Source organism: Bacillus sp. FSL K6-0972 (assembly GCF_037976035.1).
Lineage (GTDB): Bacteria > Bacillota > Bacilli > Bacillales > Bacillaceae > Bacillus > Bacillus haynesii.
Genome location: NZ_CP150260.1, coordinates 289,387 through 315,618 on the forward strand (window position 1 = coordinate 289,387; position 26,232 = coordinate 315,618).

Sequence of the window (26,232 nt, forward strand, 5' to 3'; positions counted from 1 at the left end):
TATATCGTGAAGGTGCAAATTGACGGAATACCGGCATTTACCTATACTTGAAGAACTGAAACAACAAGGAAAACGGGTGAACATGTCATGGAATTTGAAATTCGCTATATTTCTTTTTACGTCATCCAGGTCGACGGCAAGGATGAGCAGGCCAACAAGCAATATAAACATTTTCAGACGCTGGATACCGAGGAATTCGAAAACAGCGAGCTGAAGGATTTCTTAGACGGGGAATTGAAAAAAATCGTCAAGCGGAAAGCCGAACGCCATCCGAAGTCAGAACAGGTGCCGACGAAAATCGGCCGCTTCATCACAGAGCCGGGGCATGAGCTTGATTCTAATCCGAACTACAATCTGTTTCACAAAACAAAACTGGCAGAGACAAAGGAAGAATTCAATGAACTGAGCGAACAGTTCGTCCGCACATACCTCGACACGAGCGCCGTCAGGGGAGGCGTTTTTTTAGTGGCGACAGCCGTGCCGCGCAAATACTTCGATGATACATTTGTCTTTGTCATGAAGTGCGATTTTGAACCGAAGGTCGCTTCGATCGCCGATGAATCATCGCTGATCCGCAAGGTCGAAATGGCGATCACGACGAAAAACATGAAATCGATTCAGTATCCACACATGCCTGAAGAAGGCATGACAGAGGCAAGCGAAGTGAAAATCCACCAGGCCTCACACGCCCGCTACTTTGAAGACTTCTTAAAATTCGTCGAGTACGGCGAGTCGATGCCGGAAATCATGAAGTCACAAGTGATGAACATGGTGCAGGAGCACGTGTACGAAGCATTTGAAGACAAAAGCGAAGAACTTCAGCAGTTTGAACACGACCTCGAAATCTGGGAAGCGAGCGAAAAGCGGGAAATTCAGGAACGTCTCGACACCCATCAAGTCATCGAAGCCTCCGCCCAGATCGTTGAACACATGCCTGAGGCAGAGCTGAAAATGAAATTGGGAGAAACCGAGATTAAAGGACTGCTGGCCGAATTCGGAGATTCAATTCATCTCGCCAAAGTAAACGGCCGCTATGTGGCGCTCATTGAAGCGGAGACGATTTCGTTTGAAAAGGGCAGCTCTCCGGTGGAGTTTTATAAGCCTGAGGGGCTGCATGAGGTGATTGAGCGGATACGGAATAAAAGTGACAGGGAAGATGAGAAATAAGAAAAGGCATCCGTTTTTTTGGATGCCTTTTGATTTTTTATCCAGATAAATGAGACTGCTAAGGATACTTTCTATGTAAATTACTGTTTAATAAGGTTAATATAAACATAATCAAGCCGATATAGGGAGTATAGAAAGAATTGAGGAGAGGTACCCAATGCGTCTCAATAGTCAATACATCCGTACACAGCTGATGGTTCAGAATATGTTGAAAAGGAATGCGGCTGATACAACTTTAAAAAATGTCTCTTCTGATATAACTGCCCTTACGAAGAAGGCCAGCAGCCAAGCGGGAAGACCATCGAAGGAAAGTTTGAGTAAGCTGAACTACTCAAAGGACAGTATTGTGAATCATGCCGGAGCTTTCAGGCGGGCATACGAAGCAGCAAATGATCGAACTGTCGCAGATACAGGGAAAGAAACGAAGATTAATGCCCAAAACCCCTATGAGTCAGAAAGTGATATCAGGAAAAAAATCTTAGATGAAAAATACAGCAAAATAAATGCAATGAACAAAACGAAACCTGACCCTTTAGGCTATATTAAGGATAAATACAAAAATCCCAATTCCCCTTATTTCAGAAATGACTTGTCGGCAGCAGAAAGACAAGCTGCATATGACAATGAAACTGAGTGGCTGTTCAAAGGAAAAGCGCAAAGTTATAATATGCAGGATGCCGCGTTTCGAAATGTGACTTTTAATGGGGAAGTAGAGACGGAGAATGAGAAAATATATCAGCGCAGCCAAGTCAACAAACAGCTTCAAGCGCTGCTGGATCAATATCATATTGCCATTCCAGCGGATACGGCGCTCACCTTTACGATTTCACCGATTGATTATCAAGTAAAGGTGAGCGGAACAGATGATGAGCAACTCATTCATCAAATTGAACATATATTGCAATCAGGAGAAAACAGCAAACAGTTATTTCTGCATATCATGAAAAGCTTGAGCAGCGATTCAGCCCAATATTCCAAAGAAGCGCACCAAAAATATCAGACGGTTCGCGAGATATATGAGGTGACAGGGTATCACCTGAAGGACTTGAAAGTGGTTGATGGCCGATATGTAACACCTGATGGCCGTGATTTGTTAGATGTGTATAAAGAAGAGCTGGAGAAGGACCCCGTCCAAAAGAAAACGGCCCATTTCGCAATCGCTCATTATGGAGCAGAGCTGAACAGGCTTGCGGAAGCCGGATATGATTCTGTTCCGGATTTTATCTTATCTATTGACTACAGCAACGGGTCTTTGCGGGATACAGGGCAAAAGAAGAGCTATGGAACCGGGGATACGGCTTGGCTAAGAGAATTAAAGCGCCGAACGGGTGTGAATTATTAGTTTAAAAGGCAGGAACGTAACCCTTTTTTCTGCTTCGATAAGCGAATTTCCTTTATCAGGATGATTTTCTGAAAAATTGAATTTTACATTGCGGGTCATTCCAAAACTTGTTAAAATAAGGCTAACTTTGATGAACGGAGGGATTTCCCAAATGGCATACATCAGATTCCGATTGAACTTTGTCCTCGCTAACTAAATTGTGAACAAAGTCTCTGCCCGTGTGCAGAGTAATCGGGATTAGTCTGCCTGTTTTTAGGGGACCCTTATGCAATAATTGAGGGAGAGGCGCGGATTCCAGCGCCTCTTTTTGCCTTTAAAAATAGATGATCTGAAGTTTGCCTTCAGTTTATTTGACATATCTTTTTTCCGTTTACTTTCCAGCACAGGCAGACGACCTGTGCTTTTTTTATTAAAAAACCTCAGTAAAGGGGAAGATCGTATATGGCAACTGTAAATGGGCAAATTGAACATACATTAAAACTTGCCGAAAAACACGGCCTTCGGCTGAAACGAAAGCATGCGGAAATCAACGAGTCCGGCATGGATTTTCAAGTCGTTTTTGCCGAAGATGAAGCAGGTAAGAGATGGGTCTTGAGAAAACCGCGGCGCGACGATGTGATTGAAAGGGCAGTGTATGAAGGGAAAGTGCTGAAGCTGCTGCAAAACCGCCTTCCCGCTGCTGTTCCGGATTGGCGCATTCATACCCCCGAACTGATTGCATACCCGAAGCTTCCGGGGGTTCCTGCCGCAGTCATTGACATGGAGATTAAGAATTACGTATGGAACATGGATCATGAGCCCCCGGCTGAAGCCTTTGTCAAGTCATTGGCGAAAACGCTCGTGCTATTGCACAGCATCGATCATAAGGCAGCAGAAGAAGCGGGCATGCATGTGATGAATCCGGATGACGTCAGGCGGTCAAAAGCAGAGCAGATGGAGTGGATCAAAAGAGAGCTCGGGGTCAGCGGCGAGCTCTGGGAAAGATGGCAAAAGTGGCTGTCTGACGACTCGTATTGGCCTGAATATACCGCGTTTATCCACGGCGACTTGCATCCTCCGCATATTTTGATTGACCAGCATCAGAGCATAATTGGACTGTTGGATTGGACGGAAGCAAAAATCGCCGATCCGGCAAAAGACTTTCTTTTATACGAGACGATTTTAGGAGGAGCCGAAACCGCCCGGCTCATCGCCTATTATGAAGAAGAAGGGGGCCGCGTCTGGCCGCGGATGAAAGAGCATATTACGGAATTGCAGGCCGCCTACGGCATCGAAATCGGCATGTTCGCCCTGCAGACAAAACAAGAAGAGCACTTGAAGATGGCGCTGGACGCGCTTGGCGTCAGACAATAAAAAAAGGGCTGTCGATATCAATCGACGGCCCGTTTTACATCATAATTTTTTCAATCACAGCAAAAAAAGCCTTTTTCTCTTCTTCCGACAATTTACCAAAGAGCTTGTCGATCAAGGCCTGTCGGTTCTCCACCATTTGTGCGGCGATCTTCGTTCCTTCTTGCGACAGTTCGATCCAGACGGTGCGCCGGTCATCGTTATTTCTCGATCTGATCACAAGACCCTCTTTCTCCAAATGGTTCAGAGCCGTTGTCGTTGCTGATGGAGACAGGGCGACTTCCTGTAAAATCTCCTTTATCGTACATGTTCCGTGTCTGTAAATGATTCGCAAAATAAACCCTTTGCCGCTCGTGATACTTTTCGGAATCGTTTCTTCGTCTAATTTCTTTGAAGACCGCAAATATTTCGTGAAAGCATGGTCCAATAGATTCGCTTCAATCCGATGGTGATTCATGAAGGTTTCCTCATTTCCGACATCGTGTAGTAGATCAGCAATTTCATGCTGACCAAACAAACATAGGTCTATTTTATCATAAGCGAATGCTCCGCAAAAAACGATTTTATGAATTTTAAAATGAGCCATTTAATTTCTTTTGTTATCAATTCATAAAGATAATAATTCTATTATGAAATAGTTTTACAATGGATATATTTTGTTTTAGAATGAATTTGTGCGTCACATAATCTCACCAGGTTTTGTGAGAAACAATGAAAATTTGGAGATGAAAATTTTGAGTACACTTCAGCAATTAATCAATCATCATATGGAAACGTCAGATGGGTTAGAAGCATTGTCCGGAGGAGATCGAACGTTTACGTTCAAAGAGTATCATCAACGGGTGAACCAGCTGGCTCATTATCTGCTGGAGGAGGGTGTTCAAAAAGGAGACCACATCGCGGTTTTATGTAAAAATAATCATCATTTTCCTGTCATTTTGCTGGCGTCTCTTAAAATCGGAGCGACAGTCGTGCCGTTAAGCTGGCAGCTGACATCGTATGAATTAAAAGGAATCTTGAACAACTGCCGGCCGAAGGTGATGTTTTATGACTTGGAATTTGCCGATATACTAACGCCGCTCCGCGAACAGCTTCAGTTCTGCCTGATGATTGAAGCGGGTGCGGGAATGAACACGACTGAACAGTTTGAGAGCTTATTTAAAAACAGGCCGCTGCAGGTGGAAGCTGAGCAGGTGACAGAGCATGATCTGGCTTTAATGCTGTTCACCTCGGGCACGACCGGAAACCCGAAAGGCTGCATGGTCAACCACGGCAGTCTGGCCGCATACTTGACAGAGGTAAACGTGAAATCGAAGCAGCTGAAAGGCGCGCGCTTTTTGGCAAGCCATCCGCTCTATCATATGAGCTCGCTCAACCATGTTTTTCAGGCGGCTTTTGAAGGAATTGCCCTTTATTTCTTATGGGATCCCGAACCGTTTGAAATCCTGCAGGAGATCGAGAAGAAACGCATTCATATGATGATGGCGTTTCCTTCCGTCTACACCTACATGCTGGAGGAAATGAAAAGACATCCATTCGACCTGTCATCTGTGAAAATGCTTGTTTCCGGCGGTACCAAGGTGCCGGCGCGGTTGATTAAGGAGTACAATGATCTGGGAATCCTGATGGTGCAGGGGTATGGCAGCACAGAAGCATGGACGGTCAGCGTATGGCGGCCTGACATGGGCTGGGATAAAGTCAATTCAGCCGGCAAGCCGATTCCACAAGTCAGCATAAAGATCGAAGACCCTGATACACATGAAGAGCTGCCGAGGGGAGAAGTCGGAGAAGTCGTCGTCAAAAGCCCGTATGTTTTTGAAGGGTATTACCAAAATCCTTCCGCCACGCAAAAGGTGCTAAAAGACGGCTGGTTCTATATGGGGGACTCCGGCAAACTCGATGAAGACGGATTTTTATATATTACCGGCCGGTATAAAGACGTCATTGTCTACGGAGGCGACAACATTTATCCGGACCAAGTGGAGGAAATCATCGATCAAGTGCCCGGAGTAGTTGAATCAGCCGTCATCGGCGTCCCGGATGAAATGTACGGCGAGGTTCCAAGGGCGTATGTGGTGAAAAACGAAAGCTCCGGCCTCAAGAAGGAGGACATTATCGCGTATTGCAAAGAGCGCCTGTCCGACTATAAAATTCCTGAGATTGTCTTTACGGAAAGCCTTCCGAAAAACAGGCTCGGCAAAATCGTCAAAAAAGATCTGCGTGAACTGGCAGTCAAAGGGCAGTGAGCGCAATGATTGACCCGAAAGCTTATCCAGCATTGGATAAGCTTTTTTGCTGATTCCTTGCATCAGCTGCCGTTTTTTGTAACGTTTTCCAATGCTAAACCCACTACAACATTAGGAGGTGTTGACAATTGAAATCGAAATGGAGTGCGATGGTGGTATGGGCCGGTCTTTTATTGCTGGCCGGATGCGGTGCACAGAAGGAGGCTGATCCCCCGCGCGGCAGATCAGCGCAAAAAACGGAAGCCTCGTTTTCTGAAGCTGAACAGCGGTTTGCGCTCGCCTTGTTTCAAGACATGATAAAAGAGGAAGGGAGCCGGAAAAACATCTTCCTCTCGCCTTACAGTATTCAGCAGGCACTTTTGATGACGGCAAACGGAGCCGCGGGAGACAGCAGAAAGGAACTGCTCGGCACTTTAAATCTCAACCAGGCGGATATGGCATCGATCAACAGGATGTCACAATCTGTGAATCGTTCTCTTGAAACGCTGCCTCGCGGCGAATTTTCATCAGCTAATTCGATATGGACCAAAAGGGAGCTGAAAGAAAGTTTTCAAGACGCGATCAAAGGCCTTGGCGACGCCTATCAGCTTCAAAATGATCCTAATCGGGCAACAGAGGAAATCAACAGCTGGGTCAAAAAGAAAACGAAAGACCGTATCGATCAGATCGTTGACAAGGTCTCGCCAAATACGATTGCCTATATCATCAATGCCGTCTATTTTAAAGAAAGCTGGAAGCATCCATTTGATCCTCACATGACAGCGGAACAGCCATTTTATTCAGCGGACGGCTCCGCAAAAAAACACCCCATGATGACGCAGACTAACCGCTTTCCTTATCTGGAAAACGAACATTTTCAAGCCGTCAAGCTTCCCTTTCAAGACGAAGGACTGTCATTAGCTATTTTTCTGCCGAAAAAAGCGGCAAGTCTTGAACAGCTTCTGGCTGGCATGACGTATGATCAGTGGCGCGCCTTGCAGAAGGACTGGACGATGAAACAGGTGGAGCTCAAGCTGCCGCGCTTCTCATTTCAAACAGACTACATGTTAAATGAACCGCTTAAACGGCTTGGAATGAAAACCGTGTTTACAAGTGCGGATTTTTCAAATATGTTTACCGGACATGGCGCCGCTCAAATTAATAAAGTCAGACATAAAACATTTATCAAAGTGGATGAAGCGGGGACAGAAGCATCCGCGGCAACGGCGGTTGAAATCATTGAATCAGCCCCCGTCCCTGAAGTGACGATGACTGCAGACCACCCGTTTTATTTTGCGATTGTTGATGAAGCATCCGGAATGATTCTTTTTGTGGGCAGTGTGGCAGAGCCGGCGGATGATTAAACCTGTTAAAAATTCTATAATTTTATAAAATATTCATTAAAATTCCAGTTTTATTACCGATATTAGGAAGGGAGTTCCTTTATGGTGATGAATAAACGGGAGGCAAGGACAAATGAAAAAAAGTTTGTTTCTGTTTGTGTTCAGTTTGTTTTTGATGGCGATTCCAGCATTTTCGGCTTCGGCAAATGTTTACGAAGATGAGTATGAACCCAACAATTCTTTCGCTGAGGCTTACGATTTAGGATTGTGGAAATACAAGACGATTTCGGCGACGATTCACAGCGAAAGCGATAAAGATTATTACAAATTTTACGCGGCAAAGGGAGAACAGCTTGCCATTCACCTAAAGAACATCCCCGCAAATACTGACTATGATCTTTACTTATTTAAAGATGCTTACGGCTATCCCGCAGTAGGATCTTCTGAAAGAACGGGAAACCAAAATGAAATCATCCGCTTGGATGTTCCGGAGACAGGCCGATACATTGTGGTCGTCATGTCTAAAGACGGTTCATATGACGGATGGGGATTTTACAGACTTGAATTTATCGACAGAATGAAGAGCGGTGCTTATACGGCGAATTTGTCTCCGTCATCCATCTCAAGCCCGGGACAGGGAGTCTTTTCTCCGGTTGCCGCCATCAATCTTGCCAATGTCTCGGCCATTCCCGAAGGGGCGATTGTGAAAAGCGTTTCCGCCGAGGGATCAATCTCTCCGAGTCTCGGACACACCTACAGGGAAGTTCTGAACAAGGAAGAAGGCGTTTGGCACACATCAGTTTCAGGCGGCACACTGTTTCCGGATCTGAAGCCTGAACTTGCGCTTCCGGTCAAAACGACATGGAATGTGAGATACTATTCGCTCGCTTGGAGCAGTTCAACGTGGAGATCGCCGCAGCTAAAGATCAATTATCAATATGATTCAACATACGGCTGGTAAACAGATCCAAATCCCGGCCGATATAAAAAGTAATAGGATGTAATTGGCATGAAAGGAGCTCCCATGAATATTAGAGACAGGGTAAAACTTTCGCTTTATTCCGAGCAGATGATGAAGCCTGCTGCCGCGGAGATGCCGGCCAAGACTAGAGGTTCCAAGAGGATGCCCGTCAGGCAAACAGACACACTCTCCATCAGCAAACAGGCTGAAGCGGCTCAAAAAAATGCACCGTCATTACGATCACAAATGAACGGCGTTCAATTTGAGATCTATAATCTTTATGTAGACAGGCAGCGTTTGAACAGCCAGATCGAAGGGGCGCTGCGGGAGAACGGAATTTCCCTTTCCGAAAGCGAACATCTGACATTGCATGTTGACGGAAATAACCGGATTACAGTTGAAGGCATGGAAGACGAACAAAAAAGAACCCGGATCGAAGCTGTTTTAAACGACAGCGATAAACGGTTCGGTGCGCGTCTGTTGAGCCATGCGGAACTGATCGGTGAACAAAATGGAACGCCGTTGGATAAAGAAGCTTACGAAAAATGGCATGTGAATGAGTTTTTGAAAACGATCGCCGGGCTGTCTTTGGCTGATGTCAGTTTGGATGAAAAAGGAGAGCTTGAAGGCGGAAATGAAAAGCTCATCCGAGTGATTGAAGCAGCTAAAGACCCGAAAAGTGACATGGAGAAGAGCTTTCAAAACATGCTGAAGAAGCTGAAGAATGTTCTGGCAAAAGGGCCTGACACAATTGCGGACAGATCGGCTTCTTTCGGCTATTCCGGCGGAACGCTCATCGATCTCAATGTATCAAAAGGATTCTCCGCGGGCCAGCTGAACGAGTGGCTGGATGATCCGTTTCTTAAAGAAGTCTTGCTGAACAATTCTTAAAAGACCCGGCAAAGCAATTTTGCCGGGTTTTTTGTTTGTATAAAAAAATTCGTGAAAAAAATTTCAAATTTCGCATTGACCCTCACGTTGCGGGATACTTTATAGTCGATATCAAAGGGAGGTCAGATGGATGAAAATGAAAGTAAAGGAAGTAGCCGATTTAGTCGGCATCAGTGTGCGCACACTGCATCATTATGATGAAATCGGATTATTAGCTCCGTCGGAGACAACCGAAGCGGGATATCGGCTGTATTCAGATGACGATCTGGAAAAGTTGCAGCAAATCCTGTTTTTCAGAGAGCTTGACTTCCCTTTAAAAAAGATAAAAAGCATTCTTGAGAACCCTTCATTTGACAGGAATGAGGCGCTTCAGCTCCATCGGAAGGCGTTGCTGGAGAAGAGAAGCCGGCTTGATCAAATGATTGCGACAATCGATAAAACGATTCAATTTGCGAAAGGAGAAATCAACATGACAAACGAGGAAAAATTCGCGGGATTTGATTTCAGTCAAAACCCGTATGAGGAAGAAGCGCGGGAACGCTGGGGAGATGAAGCCGTCGACAGATCGAAGGCCTATATCGAATCCATGTCCGAAGGTGAACGAAAAAAGATGGAACAGCAATATGACGCCATTTACAGAAAAATTGCCGCACTCAGAGAAGGCGCCCCAGACTCAGAGGAAGCGCAAGCAGCTATAAAGGAATGGTACGACTTTCTAAACAATAACACCGGCCACAGCTATTCGCTTGAAGCTTTCAAAGGTCTAGGACAAATGTATGTGGCTGACGAGCGCTTTACGAAAAACATCGATCAATACGGCGCCGGCTTGGCGAAGTTTATGTGCGACGCCATGACGGTGTTTGCTGACAGGAATAAGGAATAATCGCTGGAAACCGCCTGATAAGGTTGTGAAATGACCTTTTAGGCGGTTTTTTTAGGTTTCGCTTCTTTTGCACAGTAGCCTGCGCTCACTTGAGGGAGTTCTTGCTCATCCCCATTGGAAAGGGGTGGTGCATCTTGACAACATTCGAATGATTTGCAGGCTAATTGCTGTGATTGATTTGTGTCGAATCGTCTAATATGCTATTATATCGTTAGTCGATATATCGTAAGACGATATAAAATAAGGAGGCAAATGATTTGAATACATACCTTACCGGGATTTTATTTGTTTTGAGCGGAATTCTTTTATTAAATCTAGTGATTTTATCAGGGATAAACGGTGTATTGTGGGGGTTAGTTCTTAGCGGCAGCATCATATTCAATCTAATAGGTGTTGTACTGCTCATGAGATATATAAATGAAAAACGCCATACTTAATAATGAGGTGCGAAAAGTGAGGAAAAAAACGGCGGAAAGCTATTTACCGCTTACGCAGGCTACATATTACATATTATTGTCATTAACTCAACCATTACATGGCTACGGCATTATGCAAAGGGTTGAGAGCATGAGCGAGGGAGAGGTCAAACTAGGGCCTGGCACTCTTTATGGTGCATTAAGCAAACTCGAAAAGCAGGGGTTGATTAGAAAGGAAGGGGAAACCGGCGATAATCGGCGAAAGCAGTATATTTTAACGAATGAAGGATGGCAGGTGATTCAACTCGAATTTAAACGTCTGTCCAAAATAGTGACGGTCAGTCAATCTATTTTTCAAAAAGAGGGAGTTACAAGTCATGAGTAAAAAAAGAAAGCGAAAATTCCGTTTTTTTCTTGCTTGGCAAGACCGGAAGGAAGAGAACTGGCTGAATGAGATGGCAAAACAAGGATGGATGTTAAAGTCATTCTTTTTATTTTTCTATATATTTGAAAAGACAAAACCAAGCAATACAGTATATCGGCTCGACTATAAGACAACATCAAACCTGGATCAGGAAGAATATATTCATATATATGAGGATGCAGGCTGGAAGCATGTGACACAGTTTTTAAATTGGCATTACTTTGCGGCTGATCCGAGTCAAGTTCAAACAAATGTGATTTATACAGACCGTGAATCTGAAGCAGAAAAATATAATGGCTTACTAAAAGTGTTGTATGCTGCATTTGCCAGTGTATTTCTCAGCTCGGGACTTCCGCTTCTCATCATAGACATCCCGGGATATTTTTATTGGATAGAAGCATTCAATCTCTTTGTTTTGTGCTTGTTGATCGTGTGTATATTAAAGGTTCGTAAAAAAACAAGAATTTGACGCTGTTTGACACCCGCTAATTTTCAGAGTAATATATTTTTTACAAATCATGTACGGTTAAACGATATTGAGGAAGAGCAAGTACGTGTCAGAACAGGGGTTTAAGAGAGTCGGTGGCTGGTGTGAACCGATGCCCTTCTGATGCCGAATGGGCTTCTGAATCGCTTCGCTGAAACGGGTAGTAGGCGGAGTCGGGATGTTCTCTCCGTTATCAAGAGAAGAGTATCGAAAGGGCTGACTGTTCCCTTTCCGTATGTTCCGAGCGAATCGTTTATACGATTAATAAAGGTGGTACCGCGAGACCCTCGTCCTTTTGTGACGGGGGTTTTTTGCATTTTTTTAAGGAGGTGGTGGCCATGGAGGAAGGATGGCCGGAGTGGCCGCATCATAATCTAAACGGAAACGGAGGTGTGATGGTAAATGGTGATTGCAACGGACGATTTGGAAACGACATGTCCAAATTGCAATGGAAGCGGAAGAGAAGAGCCGAAGCCTTGTCCAAAATGTTCGGGAAAAGGCGTGATTTTGACGGCGCAGGGCAGCACATTGCTCCATTTTATAAAAAAACATATCAACGAATAAAAAGGACGGGTGTTTAGAGTTGAGTCGAGCAGAGAAGAGTACAGCTGAGCAGAGCGGCTATATTCAACGCGGTGTTCGAAAAGCGGCCGGGGTCGTTTTTATGGTCTTTGGGACGATGTGTTTTGCTTCAAAATCCATTTTTGTCAAATGGGCTTATGAACAAGGTGCACAGCCGGAAGCGGTGCTGTTGTACCGGCAATTATTTGCGGCGCCGCTGTTTTGGCTGATTTTCCGGCTAAGCCTGAAAAAGCGGAGATTTTAAAAGCTTATGCGGCCGGATTGCTTTGTTTTTTTCTGTCGCCATTGCTAGATTTTATCGGCCTTCACGATGTTTCTGCAATCATAAACATAGTATCCTAAACTAGAGTACTCTAAGTACTCAAAGTTTAGGATTTTTTTAATTTAATACTTTAACTAATGGATATATATAGTTATTATTTATAGTAGTTAAGGTATTTAAAGGTGGTGGAGAAATGAAAGTTCAAAAAGTAGTTGTTGAGGAAAAATCATATCCATTATACATACTACTAGACAAAAATTTTGAAGTGGTAGAACCGGTTAAGAGATATATAAAGTACTTGGATAATACGGGGAAAGCGCCAAATACGATTAAAACATATTGTTATCTTCTCAAGCTGTTTTATGAATTTATGAGCCAGAGAGGAATTGGATTAGAAGATTTGAAATTCGAGGAAATGTCAAACTTTGTGGGATGGTTAAGAAATCCAACGGGAGAGGTAAAGGTAATAGATTTACAATCAAAGAAGGCTAAAAAAGAAGAAACATCTGTTAATGCCATACTTAATGCTGTAACTAGTTTCTTAGAGTATTTAAATCGTACAGGAGATTTTAAAGCTATAGATATGACTAAAGAATCAAGTGTAATAAATTTCAAGGGGTTTCTTAACCATATTTCTAAAGGTAAATCTTATCAAAAAAATATTTTAAAGCTTAGGGTCAAAAAGAAACTTGTACAAGTATTAGAACACGCACAAGTTAAAGCAATAATTGATGCGTGTCACACAAGTTGTTTTAGCTTTTTCGGTTTTCCTACATTTAAATAGTAATTCAATGAATAGGTAATGTTTTTAGTGTGAATTAAAATAAAAATCATTTCCATATAGAGGTGGATTCTGTGGCTAAAATTGACAATGTACTAGCAATTCTATGGATGCTTAGTTCAGGTGAAAAAATTACTGCAAAACAAATTTCGGAAAAGTTAGAGATGAATATAAGAACTGTATATCGTTATATTGATACACTTTCAATAAGTGGTGTACCTATAATTTCAGACGCAGGACATAACGGTGGATACACTTTATTGAACAATTTTATTGAAGCTCCTCTTTTTTTTGATTTTGAGGAGCAAACCTCGCTATTTCACGCTGCTATTTTTGCAGAAGAAGCGGGATATTATGGAGGTGAAGCACTAAATAGGGCTATTTCAAAGCTAAGAAAATATTCGAATCAAGAGCAGGAAACAAAGATAAATCAACATTTAACTAGTCTTGAAGTAATAAGTCGATTAAGTTCCCTCGCTATGGAACCTTTTTTGAAGGAGTTGGAGCAGGCCGTAGCTGACGGATACTCTGTAAAAATTCTATACCATAAAAGTGGCGAAGGGCAATCAAAGTATAGATTGGTGGATCCGTACAGGATTATTTATTGGAATAATAAGTGGTATGTGATTGGATTTTGTCATCTTAGGAATGATATCCGTAGTTTTAGAGTAGATCGAATGGAAAGTCTAATGTTAACCGAAAATAAGTTTAACCGACCAGAAAATTTTTCAGCACGTGACTTTTTTATGAAAAACCTTGTTCCAACAATAGAAGATAAGGAAGGGATTATTTCTTTGGTTATTAATGGAGATAAAAGGGCATTGGGTGATATTTGCCAACATTGGTTTTTAGGAAATTATTTACAAGATCGAACTTCAAATCAAGCAGTATTTCTCCTTGAGAAAGATATGATACATACATATGTACCTTATTTACTTTTACCGTACGGTAAATCTATTCGAGTTATTGAGCCAATCAGTCTTAAGAAAAGACTGGTTGAAGTTTTGTCGGAATTAATAAAATTTCATCAAATTTGATAACTTCCCTGACGCTAGGTGTCAGGGAAGTTATGTTATATTTGGCTATATTAAACGTGATTGGAGTGTTATTGAATGCAAACAAAAAAAGTTTTTCTTTATGTATTTAATACAATGTCGGACTGGGAATATGGATATTTAATTGCTGAACTAAACTCAGGAAGATATTTCAAAAAAGATTTAGCACCTTTAAAAGTAATTACAGTAGGAGCTAATAAAGAAATTATTACTACAATGGGAGGACTGAGCATAGAACCAGATATTTCCCTTAATGAGTGTATTCTTGAAGGCACAGATCTTATAATTTTACCTGGAGGGAATACTTGGGGAGAAGTTATTCATCAACCTATTTTGAAAAAAATTGGCGAGGCTTTAAAGCTTGGCACTATTGTTGCTGCAATTTGTGGTGCAACTGAGGGACTAGCGAATGTTGGATATCTAGATTCTAGAAAGCATACAAGCAATGACTTAGAGTATATTAAAATGGTCTGTCCTAATTATAAAGGAGAAAAATTTTATGAGATGAAACCTGTAGTATCTGGCGAGAATTTGGTTACTGCATCAGGAGTAGCTCCTCTGGAATTTACGATGGAAGTAATGAAAAAATTAGATGTATTTGCACCAGATACATTGCATTCGTGGTATAACCTAAATAAGACTCATAAACCCGAATATTTTTTCCAGTTAATGGACTCAATAAGTAGATGAGCTAAAAAAATCAACTTAGCAGTTTAATATTAGTTTAAATAATTACCATGCTTTAGACGATGTCTAAAGCATGGTTCTTGTATATAACTTAAAATAAAGACCTTAAAAAGCAGTATAAATGCAACTTGATCTTTCATTTTTTTGCCTGTTTTTCACAAAATAAGTAATTTAATTATGCCGACTTTGAAGACATGTAGTCAAAGCAAAGAGGTTGCTGTGATAATATTTTTTTCACTTTACTCTTGATATGATCCAGTTGAACGGATGATTGTGATGAGCTACCCCATGTTCGTATTGATGATAACTGTCTTTGTAAATAAAAAAATGATCTCGGGTAAAACGTTTGCTGCCATCTTGCTTGTGAATGCCGGGCTGTTCTTGGCTGTCGGCGGATGGGATATGCAAGCATTGGATGCGAACCTGTCAGGGGCTTTTTTGATCTTATTGTCCGCTGTTGCCTATGCGGTCTATCTTGTTGTGTCGGGAGGACTTGTCCGTCAAATCGGCGGGATTCGGATGAATGCCTATGGAATGTCGGCGGCAAGTCTTGCGATGGCCGGTTATGCGCTGCTTCGCGCGACTGGAGAACAGCCGGGAATCCTGCTTTCTTATTCTCCCGCAATGTATGGTTTTTTTATGATCATTGCGGCGGTGACGACGGTCATTCCCTTTTTATTCATGCTGGAAGGCATTAAGCGGATAGGAGCGGAGCGGGGGGCCGTCATTTCCATGATCGGCCCCGTCCTCACCATCTTCGGAGGTGTTTTGTTTTTAAACGAACGTTTAACTCCCGTTCAGTGGCTGGGATGCTTTCTGGTGCTTCTGACCATCAGTCTGCTGGAATACCGGAAATAGAAAAAGGGATTCATATCCCTTTTTCACTGCTTTTATGCACTTAAATGTATAAAGGTCATTTACTCCGTGTCGGCCGTTTTCATGACATATGTTCTAGCCGCGAAATCGTGGACGGCTTGTTTCGTTCCTGAAAAAACGACGGTTAAATAGAGCAGACTGAAGACGATATGCACCCATGAGACGATGTAGCGCACGAAAGCCTGCCAAAGCTTAATCCGTCGGCCCGTATCATCAGAGACGATGCGAATTCTAAAAATAGCTTTTCCAATCGTACTCTGGAGCTTTGTCAGCGGCATCAAAAGCGGATACAAAACGTATATCAGCAGGGCTGCTGCAGCAACTTCAGGAGACCCGTCTCCGAATATCAGTGCGGATGAAAAGTGTAATCCGACCGCCAATACACAATCGATCAACAATGCACCCGCTCTAACCCAAAAACCAGCGTATTGCAATATGTATAACATCCTCTGTTATAAATGGATGATAAAAACACAACGTTAACCATTTTATAGTCTTTTTTTCTGTTTTTAAATAAATCTTTTGACCCCTTTTGTAAAATTTTACTTTTCAGCTAAATCATACTGATTTTCATTATCGGATTTCCCCCTCCTGAAAGTTTTGATAAAATAAATAAGTTGTAGTATAAGATACGGAGGTTTAAACGTGGGAAAAGTAAAAAGAAATATGCCTTGCCCCTGCGGCAGCGGGCTGAAATATAAAAAATGCTGCGGCAAAGCAGAGGGAGCGTTTCCGGCTGTCGCGGTGCAGGAACTGAAACAAATCCAGAAAGACGTCATGGAATTCGCTTTTACAGAACATAAAGACACAATCGATCAATTTCTCAATCAGTATTCTTTTCTGTCAGACTTGGACCAGTCTGCACAAAAGATATGTGTTTTTAACCTGGGCGTGTGGGGAGTATTTGCCCGTCCGCTGGCAGATGGAGGATTGACGATTTTTGAAGACTTTTTACAGAAAAAAGGATCTTCGATTATCAGATCGCAGACAAAGGAAGCCGTTCAATCGTGGAAAGACCTCTCACCTGCATTGCTGCGTGTGAAACATATAACAGATGGCGGCATTCGCTTTGAGGATGCTGTAACGAATGAAGAGCTTACCGTGAGGATGAATGTGAAACGGGAGGGGCCTTTTGTAGGCGAGTACGTGCTCGGCTTTCCGATCAAGATCGGAAGCCATACCGAGTTCTTCTTACAATTCACCATTTATCCTGCAAAAATGGCGGATGCTCTCAAAAACAGGCTAAGCGAGGCTTTGAAACGTTTTACAGAAAAAGGCGGTACGAAAGAACAGCTGATGAGAGAGGATTTTCATCATGTGTTAATGCATCTTTGCCGGCAGGAAGAGAATGCACCGTCTGAACAAGGGTCGGAAGACATCGAATGGGCCAATGAGATGGAAAAAGAAACAGCGCTCGTTTTTGAGAAAGGTATGCTTGACGAAGGACATTCTGAACCATTTGTGTCCTGGGCCGTCAGCCTTTGGAAATCGTATTGTGCCAAAAAAGCACCGGTCATCAAAAAAACAGAAGCCTTTGCAGCTGCTTTGGAGTATTTTATCAATTCGATCTCCAAATCGGAAAAATCGATATCCCAGGCAAAGCTTGCAAAAAAATACGGCGTCAGTGCTTCGACCGTATCGAATCGTTTTAAAGATATTGAAGCCGTCCTGCAGGATGAACTTGAACATCATCTTGAGCTTATGCCTTCTTAAAAAAGCTCACACAACTGCCAACCTTCCGGGGAACCGGAAGGTTTTTTGCGTTTGATTCTGATTAAATCTTGAGAAAGATATTTTAAGATATCGGTACCGATCAGATCAAACAAGGAGAGATTATGATGAGTACAATTCTATTGGAAACAAGGCATCTTCAAAAAAAGTTTGGAAGGTCGCAAGCGGTCTCAGACGTCTCATTGTCAGTTAAAAAGAACAGTATTTACGGACTGCTTGGACCGAATGGAGCAGGAAAATCAACGACTTTAAAACTTTTAACCGGAATCTTAAATCCGTCTGCCGGGGACATTTTGTTTGAGGGACGGAAATGGAAAAGGTCTGTATTAAAAGACATCGGTTCTTTAATAGAATCCCCGCCTCTGTATGATAATCTAACAGCCTACGAGAATGCCAAGGTGCATGCCACATTATTGGGTCTTCCGGATGCGAGAATAACAGAGGTGCTTAAAACTGTTGATATGCATCATACCGGAAAGAAAAAGGCGGGGCAGTTTTCTATGGGGATGAGGCAGAGGCTGGGGATCGCCATCGCTCTTTTAAATCGCCCTAAACTACTCATACTTGATGAGCCTACTAACGGTCTTGACCCGATCGGTATACAAGAGTTGAGGGAACTGATCAGATCATTTCCCGAGCAAGGGATGACGGTCATATTGTCAAGCCACATTTTGTCGGAAGTCGAGCAGATCGCAGACCATATCGGGATTATCAGCGGAGGGTATCTCGGATATCAGGGGAAAATCAATAAGGGAGACGATCTTGAGCGGCTTTTTATGGATGTTGTCAAATCAACGCGGGAGAAAGAGGGCGGAGAACAATGATCGGATATTATGTAAAAGCGGAAAACCTGAAGTTTAAAAGAACATTTTCGAGAAAAATGATCTTCATTGTGCCTTTGATTAATATTTGCTTCGCCTTTTTAATGAATCCGGGATTTTTTGTAGCAGGCACGTATAATTGGTGGTCTGTCATCTTGATGCCGGTCATGATCGCCTTGTTTTGTGCACTATCACACCAGAAAGAAAAGAAAGCGTCGAATTATAACGGCATTTTTTCTTCTCCTGTACATTTGCATCAGATTTGGTATGCAAAAATAAGCGTCATTGCGCTCTATTCTTTAGCATCTCAAGCTGTTTTTTTAGGATTCATGGTTGGGATGCAGTTTGTCATTCCTCAATTTTCGAGCATTCATTTGACAGTCATTGCCGCGAATCTGCTGCTTTGGCTCACGACACTATGGGAGATCCCCATCTGTTTATGGATAGCGCGAAAGTACGGGTTTATATCTGCCGTTTTGTTCAATATGCTTGGCAGTATCGTGTTGGGCATCATGTCGGCATCAAGCCCTTTTTGGTGGCTGAATCCTTGGAGCTGGCCGATCAGGGTCATGTGCCCGACAATTGGCATCCACCCAAACGGTGTGCCTCTTGAGAATGGCGATCCTTTAACGAGCTGGGCAGTCGTTCCTCCGGCTGTTGTTCTATCTGTTGTTTTATTTGCTATTTTGGCGCGTCTGACCAGGCGGTCTTTTTCCCCTGCCGTTAATCGCAAATCTAAACGGGAGGCGGTTTGATTTGTTGTTATTTTTTAGATGCCTGGCGGCTGACTTTCAAAAAACAAAGCGTACATCTTTTATTTGGCTTCACTTGACCGTTCCGGTTATCTGTGCGGGTGTTTTTCTGCTTTATTTCTATAACAGAGAACATGATCCGTATCAATTATACCGCACGTATTTTGAAGCAATTGCGATTGCACTGCCGCTTCTGATTGGAATTGTGTGCGGAATGACGGCTTCATTAGAGGAGCAAGCAGGCCGTTTTCAAGTGCTGTTGGGCGGCACGGCGCCCAAATTAACGGCTTATTTAAGTAAAGTCACGCTGCTTCTGATCATGAACATTTGTGCGTTATTCTTGGCTACTGGACTCTACTTATTGGGGCTCAAAGTTTTTTTTCATGTACCAAATCTGACATACGCTCTTTTTTTTGAGGCTGGGGCATGGTTGGCAGCCGGAAGCGTCACACTTTATTTCATTTATTTTTTGATCAGCTGTACATTCGGAATGGGGGCTTCGATTTTAATAGGCGGGGCAGGCCTTTTGATGACAGCCCTGATGAATACGGGATTGGGCGATGTCATTTGGAAATATAATCCCTGGGCATGGGGAATCAGGCTGGCAGGGTATAAGGGGATTGACCGATTTGTCCAAATTGATCCGTCTCTGCGCTCTGTTCTATACGGGGAAATCAAGCAAGGGGCTTTCGTCATGGTATTTGCTATAATAGCTGTATTCGCTCTAAGCATCATTTGGTTTATCCGCTGGGAAGGAAGAAAAGCTTATGAATAATGAAAAAAGGGTGGTCAGCAAGTGGCGAAAATTTTGGCAGTAGATGATGAGAAAGATATTCTTGTACTCATACAAAATATTTTGCGCCGCGATCAGCATCAAGTTCATACGCTAAGTCAAGTTAACGCCGAATCTCTCGACGTGTTTTCAGGGTATGATTTAATTTTGCTTGATGTGATGATGCCGGGGATGGACGGGTTTGAATTATGCGAGAAAATCCGGCCGCTGGTAGATTGTCCGATCCTGTTTCTCACCGCTAAGACGGAGGAAGAGGCCATCGTTAAAGGCCTCTTGACTGGAGGAGACGACTATATTTCAAAACCCTTCGGCGTTCTTGAGCTCAGTGCAAGAGTAAATGCACACTTGAGAAGGGAGAGAAGAGAGAAACACGAGACTAAACGGGTGATTTCCGGTTTTTTATTTCACTTTGACAGCAAAGAAGTATTTATTCATGATCAAAAGCTGAATTTAACAAAAAATGAATTTAAAATATGTGAGCTGTTGGCTCAGCATAAAGGACGAACCTTTACAAGAGAAGAAATTTATGAGCATGTATACGGGCTGGAAGGCAATGCTTTATACTCCACGATAACCGAATTTATCCGCACGATTCGGAAAAAATGCAAAGAACACAATAGAGATCCGATCAAAACGGTATGGGGCGTAGGGTACAGATGGGAATAATCCGTAAAAAAAAGACGCTGCGCAGAGAACTGATCAAATATATGCTCACTTTGAGTCTCTGCCTGATCGCGATCACGGGTTTATATGTTTTGATCAATATGATAGGAATGAATGCAGGGCTGTTTTATCCTGCCAACTACAATGAAATCGAAGCTGAAAAGCTTAAGCCCAGGCTTCAATCGGCTGAACGGATAACGGAAGACATGATACCCGATACGATGCTGTACGCCATACTTGATAAAAAGTCGAAACAAAAGACAGCGGGAAACATGAAAGAAACGAATCTTTCGATTGTACGGAAAAAAATAGAAAGCAGGCCGTATGTCACCTTAAGTCAAAAAGGCTATATGATCATCGAACGCAAAGACGAGTATTGTGTATTGGAGTATCCTTTGCGTGCTGAGTTTCGGTCTCCCTTGCTGAGACGACTTCTCCCGAACTATGAGCTGACAAGCATATGCATCATTATTCTTCTTTTAATTACGGTCGTTTTTACGGTGACAACCCGATTTGCAAACAGGTTAAAAGATCATTTTCAAACATTAAACACCATCGCTGAGCAAATTAAAAAACAGAATTTAAATTTCACTCCGGAATTCTCGAATATTGAGGAATTTGATCATGTGATCAGTTCCCTGATGGACATGAGGAATGCCCTCCAAGCCTCCCTCCGCGCCCAGTGGCATTTAGAGAAAACGAAAAAAGAACAGATCGGCGCATTGGCTCATGATATTAAAATTCCAATGACCATTATTAAAGGTAATGCGGAGTTGCTGAGCTTATCACCGCAAAATCAAGAGCAGTCGGAATATATCAGATACATCCTTAATGCGGGGCAAAAAATCGATCAGTACATTGACCAATTAATCCATTTGTCAAAAACGGAGGAAGCATTAAATATCGAATACAGAGAAGGTGCTGTGAAAGCGCTAGTCGAAAGTGTTCTCAATGACACTGAAGCATACATAGGGAACAAATCGATTGACATTGTGTTGAAAGAACAAAACCTTGAAGGAAAAAAAGCAGTGTTTGACAAACAGCTGCTTCATCGAGCGTTGATGAACATCATGACGAACGCCGCAGATCACACACCAGAAGGCGGGAGAATCGATTTTGAAGCTGTGTGTACGGCGGATCAACTGATTTTCACAATCACTGACAGCGGAAAAGGATTTTCTCAAGAAGGCCTGCAGAAAGCTGCCGAGCTTTTCTATATGGAAGATAAAAGCCGGACATCGAATGGACATTACGGTATGGGACTTACCTTTGCGCTTCGTGTTGTCAAGCTTCATCAAGGCGATTTAGCGATTAAAAACGGTGAAGCAGGAGGCGGACAGGTGCAAGTGAGCATCCCTCTCTGAGACCAGATCATCATCATTCCATATCCCATCATGTCATAATCCCAAACCTTCCGACATCAGCCGGAAGGTTTTTTACGGTTCTCCCAGCTCCTGTTTCAAATATTGATACAGCTTTGCACCGGTTTGTTTCAGCGGAAACGCCGCGGTTTTGCAAAGGATGCCGAAGGTTACGCTAATCGGGTCATTGGCGATGAACCGGACAATCGTTCCGGGAGGAGGAGGGGAAACGATGCTTTTCGGAATCAGGGCCACGCCGAGTCCTGCTGCAACATAGTTTTTCAAGGCGGTCATGCTTCCGATCTCCATCGTGTTCATTTGGCTCCCCGGCAGCTCCTGAAACGCGATTTCGACTTTCTTCCGGTAGGTGCAGTTGTTGGCCGTGATCAGCAGGCGATGCTCCCTAATATCCTTCAGATCGATGCGTTCATTGTTTCTGGCGGCGTGTCCTTCAGGGAGCAGCACTACAAGCTCTTCAGCATAAAGCGGTTCAAAATAAAGATCAGTTCCCATTGCCGGAGTCGAACAGACGGCAAGATCCAGGCTGCCTTGAACCAGCCGTTCCCCCAATGCCGACGAGTTGGCGATATCTACGGAGACCCGGATCTTTGGATAATCCGCTAAAAATCTCCCCAAAATCCGCGGTAATTCACAGCTCGCGATCGGTTCGACCGCTCCCAGACGGATATTTCCCGCTTCGCCAAGCAATAAGTCGGCCATATGATGTTGAAGGTGATCCATATCCTTGACAATATGTCTGCTTTCTTCAAAAAAAAGCCTGCCGGCTTCAGTCAGACGGAATGTTTTCCCCCGCTCGAGCAAACGAATGCCGATGTCTTCTTCGAGCTTTTTAATTTGCATTGTGACCGTGGACTGCGCATAATTCAGTTCTTCAGCTGCGCGGTTAAAGCTTCCGCAAGCCACGATTTTATGAAACGTCTTTAACGTTTTGAAATCCATCCCATCACCTCAAGTTCAATAAAATTGAATGAATCATTCAAATGATTCAATTATACAAAATGATATAACCGTTATACACTATTAAACAATACAAAGGAGGAATGAATATATGCCATTTGTCAGGATGGATCTTTTAAAAGGAAGATCAAAAGAAGAGCTTCGCCGGATCAGCAGGTCGGTTCACCAGGCGATGACGGAGACGATCGATGTTCCGGAAGACGATTATTTTCAGGTCATCACCCAGCACGATGAGGTAGAGTTCTTTTTCGATCCTAGCTATATGAACATCAAACGGACGAAGGATTTGATCTATATTCACATCACAATGAAAGAGAGACCGATCGAAAAAAAGCTGGCTCTGTATCAACGAATTGCAGAGTGTTTACAAAAAAACGCCGGCATCCGCCAAGAGGACGTCATGATCATTGCGGCTGAAAACGTGAAAGAGAACTGGTCGTTTGGGAATGGAACAGCACAGCTTGCATCAGTTGAAAAGGGAGTGTTGAAAAATGGAAATGAAAGATAAAACAGCCCTTGTCACAGGAGGCGGCACAGGGATCGGCAGAGCGGTATCGCTCGCTTTGGCAAACCGAGGCGCAGCGGTTGTTGTCAATTATTCGCGTTCCAAAGCGGAGGCTGAAGAGACGGTTGGGATGATTGAAAGTCAAGGCGGACGCGCGCTCGCGGTTAAAGCCGATGTTTCTAAGGTCAGTGAAGTTCAAGACATGTTTGATCGGGCGGTGCGCCAGTTCGGTACCGTCGATCTGCTCGTCAACAATGCAAGCATCACCAGGCATATTGAGCTTGATGACTTGGATGGGGCTTCTGAAGAAGTCTGGGATGAACTGTATGAGGTAAATGTCAAAGGGATGTTTTATTGTGCGAGAGCGGCGGCACCTTTTATGAAGCAAAATAAACAAGGCGCCATTGTAAATGTCGGCAGCATCGCCGGGCTTACCGGTTCAGGTTCTTCGTTACCCTATGCCGTATCAAAAGCGGCGGTCCACGGTCTGACGAAATCATTGGCGCATGCGCTTGCCCCTGATATTAGAGTCAGCTGTGTGGCACCAGGCGCGGTATCGACGAGATGGTGGGAGGGGAACGAAGAGAAAATGAAACGGCTCAGCCAAAAGCTCCCGCTTGAGCGGATAGCAGAACCGGAAGACATCGCCTTGCTCATTTGTGCGCTGCTCGAACAAGAAACAGTTACAGGCCAAATTTTAACGGCGGACTGCGGTCAAACATTATAGCGATTATAAGCCTATTATCCTATTTCTATATGAAACCATTTACCTTATGATAAATCATATCGAAATAGAAAAAAGAGGGAAGAACGTATGAGGCGTTTACAATCGTTAGAAGCCATTGAAAAAGTAAAAAGCGGGGATTATCACGTTTTGCGGGATGCCGAATGGCTCAAGTATCTCGTTTTAACTGAAGAGCAAAATGTCAATCTGGAGCGGATTTCTTCGCTGGAGAATATGCCTCAGAATCCCGTTTTTCTTTATGTTGAACAGACGCTCTCCATTTTGGAGAAAGCTGACATTCCTGAGCAGGAAAAAGAAATCATTGAAGAGGTTCTCATATGGAGTGAAGCGGCTAAGTGCGGCCAGCCTCATAAAAGAAAGGAATGGCGTGAGAAAGGCTTTCAGCTTGCGATCCATAATATCGGGTCGGCACAGATTTATGCTGATCGAAGACAGGCGTACATGCCGGAACGGCAGACTATTGAGAAACTCATTTATATTTTGATTTTGACGCATGGACTCGTCGGACAGTATATCCGCGGGGAAACAAGGTATCGCCAATTCACTCCTCTTATCGATTGGATTGAAGCATCCGAACTTCAGCACATTGACATCAGGCGGGTTTTGTACGTTCTGAACAAATGTATCATTGAAGGGGTTTCGCCGGCGCTTTGGGATTCGATTGAACGAGACGTGAACCGGGTAATCGGCCAAATCTGCACAGGTGAAAGAAACAAAGACTGGCCGTTTGCGGAAAGGATCAGAAAACTGCGGGGACAAGCGCTCGATTCCGGTGAAGACAGCAGCCAGTACGAGCGCTTTTTGAGGGAACATTCGGCGGAAGATACGCTGAGACGGTTCTTTCAGCGGATTGATTTATGGTATGTGGAATCCGCCTTGTCATCGTTCAGTTTTGAAGAGTTTGTCAAAATCTTTCTGCTCATGCTTCGTTCTGTCAACCCTTTATCAATCAAGCACATCAGCTTTGAGCCACTGATGAAGGACATGTACCGCGATTATCAGGGTGTGAGGCATATAAATGTTTATAAAAAACGGATTATCGAAGCGTGCTTAAAAGAGATGTCAATCAGCGATTTGCTTTACGGCGAGGTGCCTGTAAATGAACACGTTTCGTTTGCTGTTCAGCCGTTTGATCCGTCCGAGATTGTCGGTGTCACGTTTTCATTTTCGCAGGCAGGGCTGAAGCTGATTGAATTTTGCCAGGAAGCGGAGAAATCGCCTTTATATGAACGGGCGATCGTGCTGCTTTATGATTTTTTTGAGTTTCGCAAGGATTCGTTTGACCGGCTGCAAAATGAAGCGGCTTATCTGTCTGACATGAACGGTGCCGAAGATTATAAAAAGAAGATTGCCGATTATGCTGTTGGAGAAAGAATGCTCGACATCGGAGCCGGAGGCGGCGTAATGCTTGATTTGCTGACAGACCAGCATCCTGAAGCAGAGGTCATCGGAATCGACCTTTCCGTCAATGTCATTGAGGAGCTCCAAAAAAGAAAAGTGCGCGAACATAAGCCGTGGCATGTGAAACAGGCTGATGCATTGGACCTGCCTGAGTACTTTGAACAGGAAAGCGTCGACACCATCGTATTTTCATCGATATTGCACGAATTGTTTTCATACATTCCATATGAAGGAAAAAAATTTAATCATCTCGTCATTGCCCAAGCGTTAAAAAGCTCCTTTGACATTCTGAAGCCGGGAGGCAGAATCATCATCAGGGACGGAATCATGACCGAAAACAAAGAGGAGACGCGGCGGATTCGTTTTAAAGACCCGGATGGAATGGAATTCTTGAAACGGTATGTCCATGATTTTAAAGGAAGAAAGGTGCAAATTCTTGAGACTGAAAAGGATGCGGCTGTACTGTTTGTGAATGATGCGATGGAATTCCTCTATACATATACATGGGGAGAAGAAGCCTATCCGCATGAAGTGCAGGAGCAGTTCGGCTATTTTACGCCGTCTGAATTCCGCCGCTGTATCGGGAAAGAATTAGGGGAACGTGCGAACATTCTTGTGTTTGAACACTATGTGCAGGCAGGATATGAAGAACACCTTTACCCTAAAATCGAGCTGACAGACCGGCTCGGCCGGCGTGTTCCGCTGCCGGACAGCACTTGTTTTATTGTAATTGAAAAAAAGCACCTCTAG

The 26,232-nt window shown here is 43.5% G+C and carries 26 protein-coding genes, 2 pseudogenes and 1 other annotated feature; of the genes and pseudogenes, 25 read left to right on the top strand and 3 right to left on the bottom strand.

Going from position 1 to position 26,232, the window contains the following annotated elements; genetic code table 11:
* Positions 1-87 precede the first annotated feature (87 nt).
* The 3 genes from MKX80_RS01650 (at position 88) to MKX80_RS01660 (ending at position 3,862) form a co-directional block, all read left to right on the top strand.
* Complete coding sequence (locus MKX80_RS01650; RefSeq protein ID WP_154999479.1) at positions 88-1,167, top strand: DUF3900 domain-containing protein; 1,080 nt, start codon at positions 88-90, stop codon at positions 1,165-1,167.
* Positions 1,168-1,324: 157 nt separating this feature from the next.
* Entirely contained in the window at positions 1,325-2,509 is a 1,185-nt protein-coding gene (locus MKX80_RS01655) for a DUF4885 domain-containing protein (protein ID WP_268342557.1), read from the top strand.
* Positions 2,510-2,950: 441 nt separating this feature from the next.
* Complete coding sequence (locus MKX80_RS01660) at positions 2,951-3,862, top strand: macrolide 2'-phosphotransferase (RefSeq protein WP_268315815.1); 912 nt, start codon at positions 2,951-2,953, stop codon at positions 3,860-3,862.
* Positions 3,863-3,896: 34 nt separating this feature from the next.
* On the opposite strand, the gene MKX80_RS01665 is transcribed toward MKX80_RS01660, so the two are convergent.
* Positions 3,897-4,316, bottom strand: a complete 420-nt coding sequence (locus MKX80_RS01665) for a MarR family transcriptional regulator (RefSeq protein WP_154999482.1) — start codon at positions 4,314-4,316, stop codon at positions 3,897-3,899.
* A gap of 277 nt (positions 4,317-4,593) precedes the next feature.
* Here MKX80_RS01665 and MKX80_RS01670 point away from each other — a divergent pair, with 277 nt between their 5' ends.
* The 13 genes and pseudogenes from MKX80_RS01670 to MKX80_RS01730 all read left to right on the top strand — a co-directional run bounded on the left by MKX80_RS01670 (position 4,594) and on the right by MKX80_RS01730 (position 15,714).
* Positions 4,594-6,105 carry a class I adenylate-forming enzyme family protein gene (locus MKX80_RS01670; protein WP_261763661.1) on the top strand — a complete coding sequence of 504 codons (1,512 nt, stop codon included), beginning with the start codon at positions 4,594-4,596 and terminating at the stop codon, positions 6,103-6,105.
* Between the two features lie 128 nt (positions 6,106-6,233).
* Complete coding sequence (locus tag MKX80_RS01675; RefSeq protein ID WP_268342558.1) at positions 6,234-7,448, top strand: serpin family protein; 1,215 nt, start codon at positions 6,234-6,236, stop codon at positions 7,446-7,448.
* A 112-nt stretch (positions 7,449-7,560) separates the two neighbouring features.
* Positions 7,561-8,388 (top strand): PPC domain-containing protein, encoded by an 828-nt coding sequence (locus MKX80_RS01680; RefSeq protein ID WP_268342559.1) that lies wholly within the window; start codon positions 7,561-7,563, stop codon positions 8,386-8,388.
* A 63-nt stretch (positions 8,389-8,451) separates the two neighbouring features.
* Entirely contained in the window at positions 8,452-9,279 is an 828-nt protein-coding gene (locus tag MKX80_RS01685; protein ID WP_326849650.1) for a DUF4885 family protein, read from the top strand.
* A gap of 130 nt (positions 9,280-9,409) precedes the next feature.
* Entirely contained in the window at positions 9,410-10,162 is a 753-nt protein-coding gene (locus MKX80_RS01690; protein WP_268304473.1) for a MerR family transcriptional regulator, read from the top strand.
* Between the two features lie 417 nt (positions 10,163-10,579).
* Positions 10,580-10,963, top strand: a complete 384-nt coding sequence (locus MKX80_RS01695; protein ID WP_268342560.1) for a helix-turn-helix transcriptional regulator — start codon at positions 10,580-10,582, stop codon at positions 10,961-10,963.
* Complete coding sequence (locus tag MKX80_RS01700; protein WP_216930690.1) at positions 10,956-11,471, top strand: DUF2812 domain-containing protein; 516 nt, start codon at positions 10,956-10,958, stop codon at positions 11,469-11,471. Before MKX80_RS01695 ends, MKX80_RS01700 begins: the two co-directional genes overlap by 8 nt.
* Positions 11,472-11,529: 58 nt before the next feature.
* Positions 11,530-11,787, top strand: a binding site (T-box leader).
* Between the two features lie 104 nt (positions 11,788-11,891).
* The gene (locus tag MKX80_RS01705; protein WP_154999490.1) at positions 11,892-12,053 is read left to right on the top strand and encodes a tryptophan RNA-binding attenuation protein; all 162 of its coding nucleotides are present in this window, start codon (positions 11,892-11,894) and stop codon (positions 12,051-12,053) included.
* Positions 12,054-12,072: 19 nt separating this feature from the next.
* Positions 12,073-12,398 (top strand): annotated as a pseudogene (locus MKX80_RS01710) (EamA family transporter); the annotation flags it as partial.
* A 128-nt stretch (positions 12,399-12,526) separates the two neighbouring features.
* A pseudogene (locus MKX80_RS01715) lies at positions 12,527-13,078 on the top strand (site-specific integrase); the annotation flags it as partial.
* A gap of 110 nt (positions 13,079-13,188) precedes the next feature.
* Positions 13,189-14,151 (top strand): YafY family protein, encoded by a 963-nt coding sequence (locus MKX80_RS01720; protein WP_182069435.1) that lies wholly within the window; start codon positions 13,189-13,191, stop codon positions 14,149-14,151.
* Between the two features lie 75 nt (positions 14,152-14,226).
* Complete coding sequence (locus tag MKX80_RS01725) at positions 14,227-14,859, top strand: type 1 glutamine amidotransferase family protein (RefSeq protein WP_182069433.1); 633 nt, start codon at positions 14,227-14,229, stop codon at positions 14,857-14,859.
* Positions 14,860-15,132: 273 nt separating this feature from the next.
* The gene (locus tag MKX80_RS01730) at positions 15,133-15,714 is read left to right on the top strand and encodes a DMT family transporter (protein ID WP_254115751.1); all 582 of its coding nucleotides are present in this window, start codon (positions 15,133-15,135) and stop codon (positions 15,712-15,714) included.
* A gap of 59 nt (positions 15,715-15,773) precedes the next feature.
* On the opposite strand, the gene MKX80_RS01735 is transcribed toward MKX80_RS01730, so the two are convergent.
* Positions 15,774-16,166, bottom strand: coding sequence for an RDD family protein (locus MKX80_RS01735; protein ID WP_254115752.1), 393 nt, complete (start codon positions 16,164-16,166; stop codon positions 15,774-15,776).
* 211 nt (positions 16,167-16,377) lie between these two features.
* On the opposite strand from MKX80_RS01735, the gene MKX80_RS01740 reads away from it, so the two are divergent.
* The 6 genes from MKX80_RS01740 (at position 16,378) to MKX80_RS01765 (ending at position 21,856) form a co-directional block, all read left to right on the top strand.
* Positions 16,378-17,445: an SEC-C metal-binding domain-containing protein gene (locus MKX80_RS01740; protein ID WP_216930692.1), complete on the top strand. Its 1,068-nt coding sequence runs from the start codon at positions 16,378-16,380 to the stop codon at positions 17,443-17,445.
* A gap of 125 nt (positions 17,446-17,570) precedes the next feature.
* A complete protein-coding gene (locus MKX80_RS01745) occupies positions 17,571-18,287 on the top strand; it encodes a lantibiotic protection ABC transporter ATP-binding protein (RefSeq protein ID WP_216930694.1) in 717 nt (238 codons plus the stop codon).
* Positions 18,284-19,039: a lantibiotic immunity ABC transporter MutE/EpiE family permease subunit gene (locus tag MKX80_RS01750; RefSeq protein ID WP_154998015.1), complete on the top strand. Its 756-nt coding sequence runs from the start codon at positions 18,284-18,286 to the stop codon at positions 19,037-19,039. The genes MKX80_RS01745 and MKX80_RS01750 overlap by 4 nt, the downstream gene beginning before the upstream one ends.
* A 1-nt stretch (position 19,040) precedes the next feature.
* Positions 19,041-19,811 (top strand): lantibiotic immunity ABC transporter MutG family permease subunit, encoded by a 771-nt coding sequence (locus MKX80_RS01755; protein WP_154998017.1) that lies wholly within the window; start codon positions 19,041-19,043, stop codon positions 19,809-19,811.
* Positions 19,812-19,832: 21 nt separating this feature from the next.
* Positions 19,833-20,495, top strand: coding sequence for a response regulator transcription factor (locus tag MKX80_RS01760; protein ID WP_182069427.1), 663 nt, complete (start codon positions 19,833-19,835; stop codon positions 20,493-20,495).
* On the top strand, positions 20,486-21,856 hold the full coding sequence (locus tag MKX80_RS01765) for a sensor histidine kinase (protein WP_268310356.1): 1,371 nt from the start codon (positions 20,486-20,488) through the stop codon (positions 21,854-21,856). The genes MKX80_RS01760 and MKX80_RS01765 overlap by 10 nt, the downstream gene beginning before the upstream one ends.
* Positions 21,857-21,928: 72 nt before the next feature.
* Here the strand turns inward: MKX80_RS01765 and MKX80_RS01770 are convergent, their stop codons facing one another.
* Positions 21,929-22,813: a LysR family transcriptional regulator gene (locus MKX80_RS01770; protein ID WP_268342938.1), complete on the bottom strand. Its 885-nt coding sequence runs from the start codon at positions 22,811-22,813 to the stop codon at positions 21,929-21,931.
* 109 nt (positions 22,814-22,922) lie between these two features.
* On the opposite strand from MKX80_RS01770, the gene MKX80_RS01775 reads away from it, so the two are divergent.
* The 3 genes from MKX80_RS01775 to MKX80_RS01785 all read left to right on the top strand — a co-directional run bounded on the left by MKX80_RS01775 (position 22,923) and on the right by MKX80_RS01785 (position 26,232).
* Positions 22,923-23,339 (top strand): tautomerase family protein, encoded by a 417-nt coding sequence (locus MKX80_RS01775; RefSeq protein WP_268342937.1) that lies wholly within the window; start codon positions 22,923-22,925, stop codon positions 23,337-23,339.
* The gene (locus MKX80_RS01780; protein ID WP_268342936.1) at positions 23,323-24,063 is read left to right on the top strand and encodes a glucose 1-dehydrogenase; all 741 of its coding nucleotides are present in this window, start codon (positions 23,323-23,325) and stop codon (positions 24,061-24,063) included. Before MKX80_RS01775 ends, MKX80_RS01780 begins: the two co-directional genes overlap by 17 nt.
* Before the next feature lie 87 nt (positions 24,064-24,150).
* On the top strand, positions 24,151-26,232 hold the full coding sequence (locus MKX80_RS01785; protein WP_268342935.1) for a class I SAM-dependent methyltransferase: 2,082 nt from the start codon (positions 24,151-24,153) through the stop codon (positions 26,230-26,232).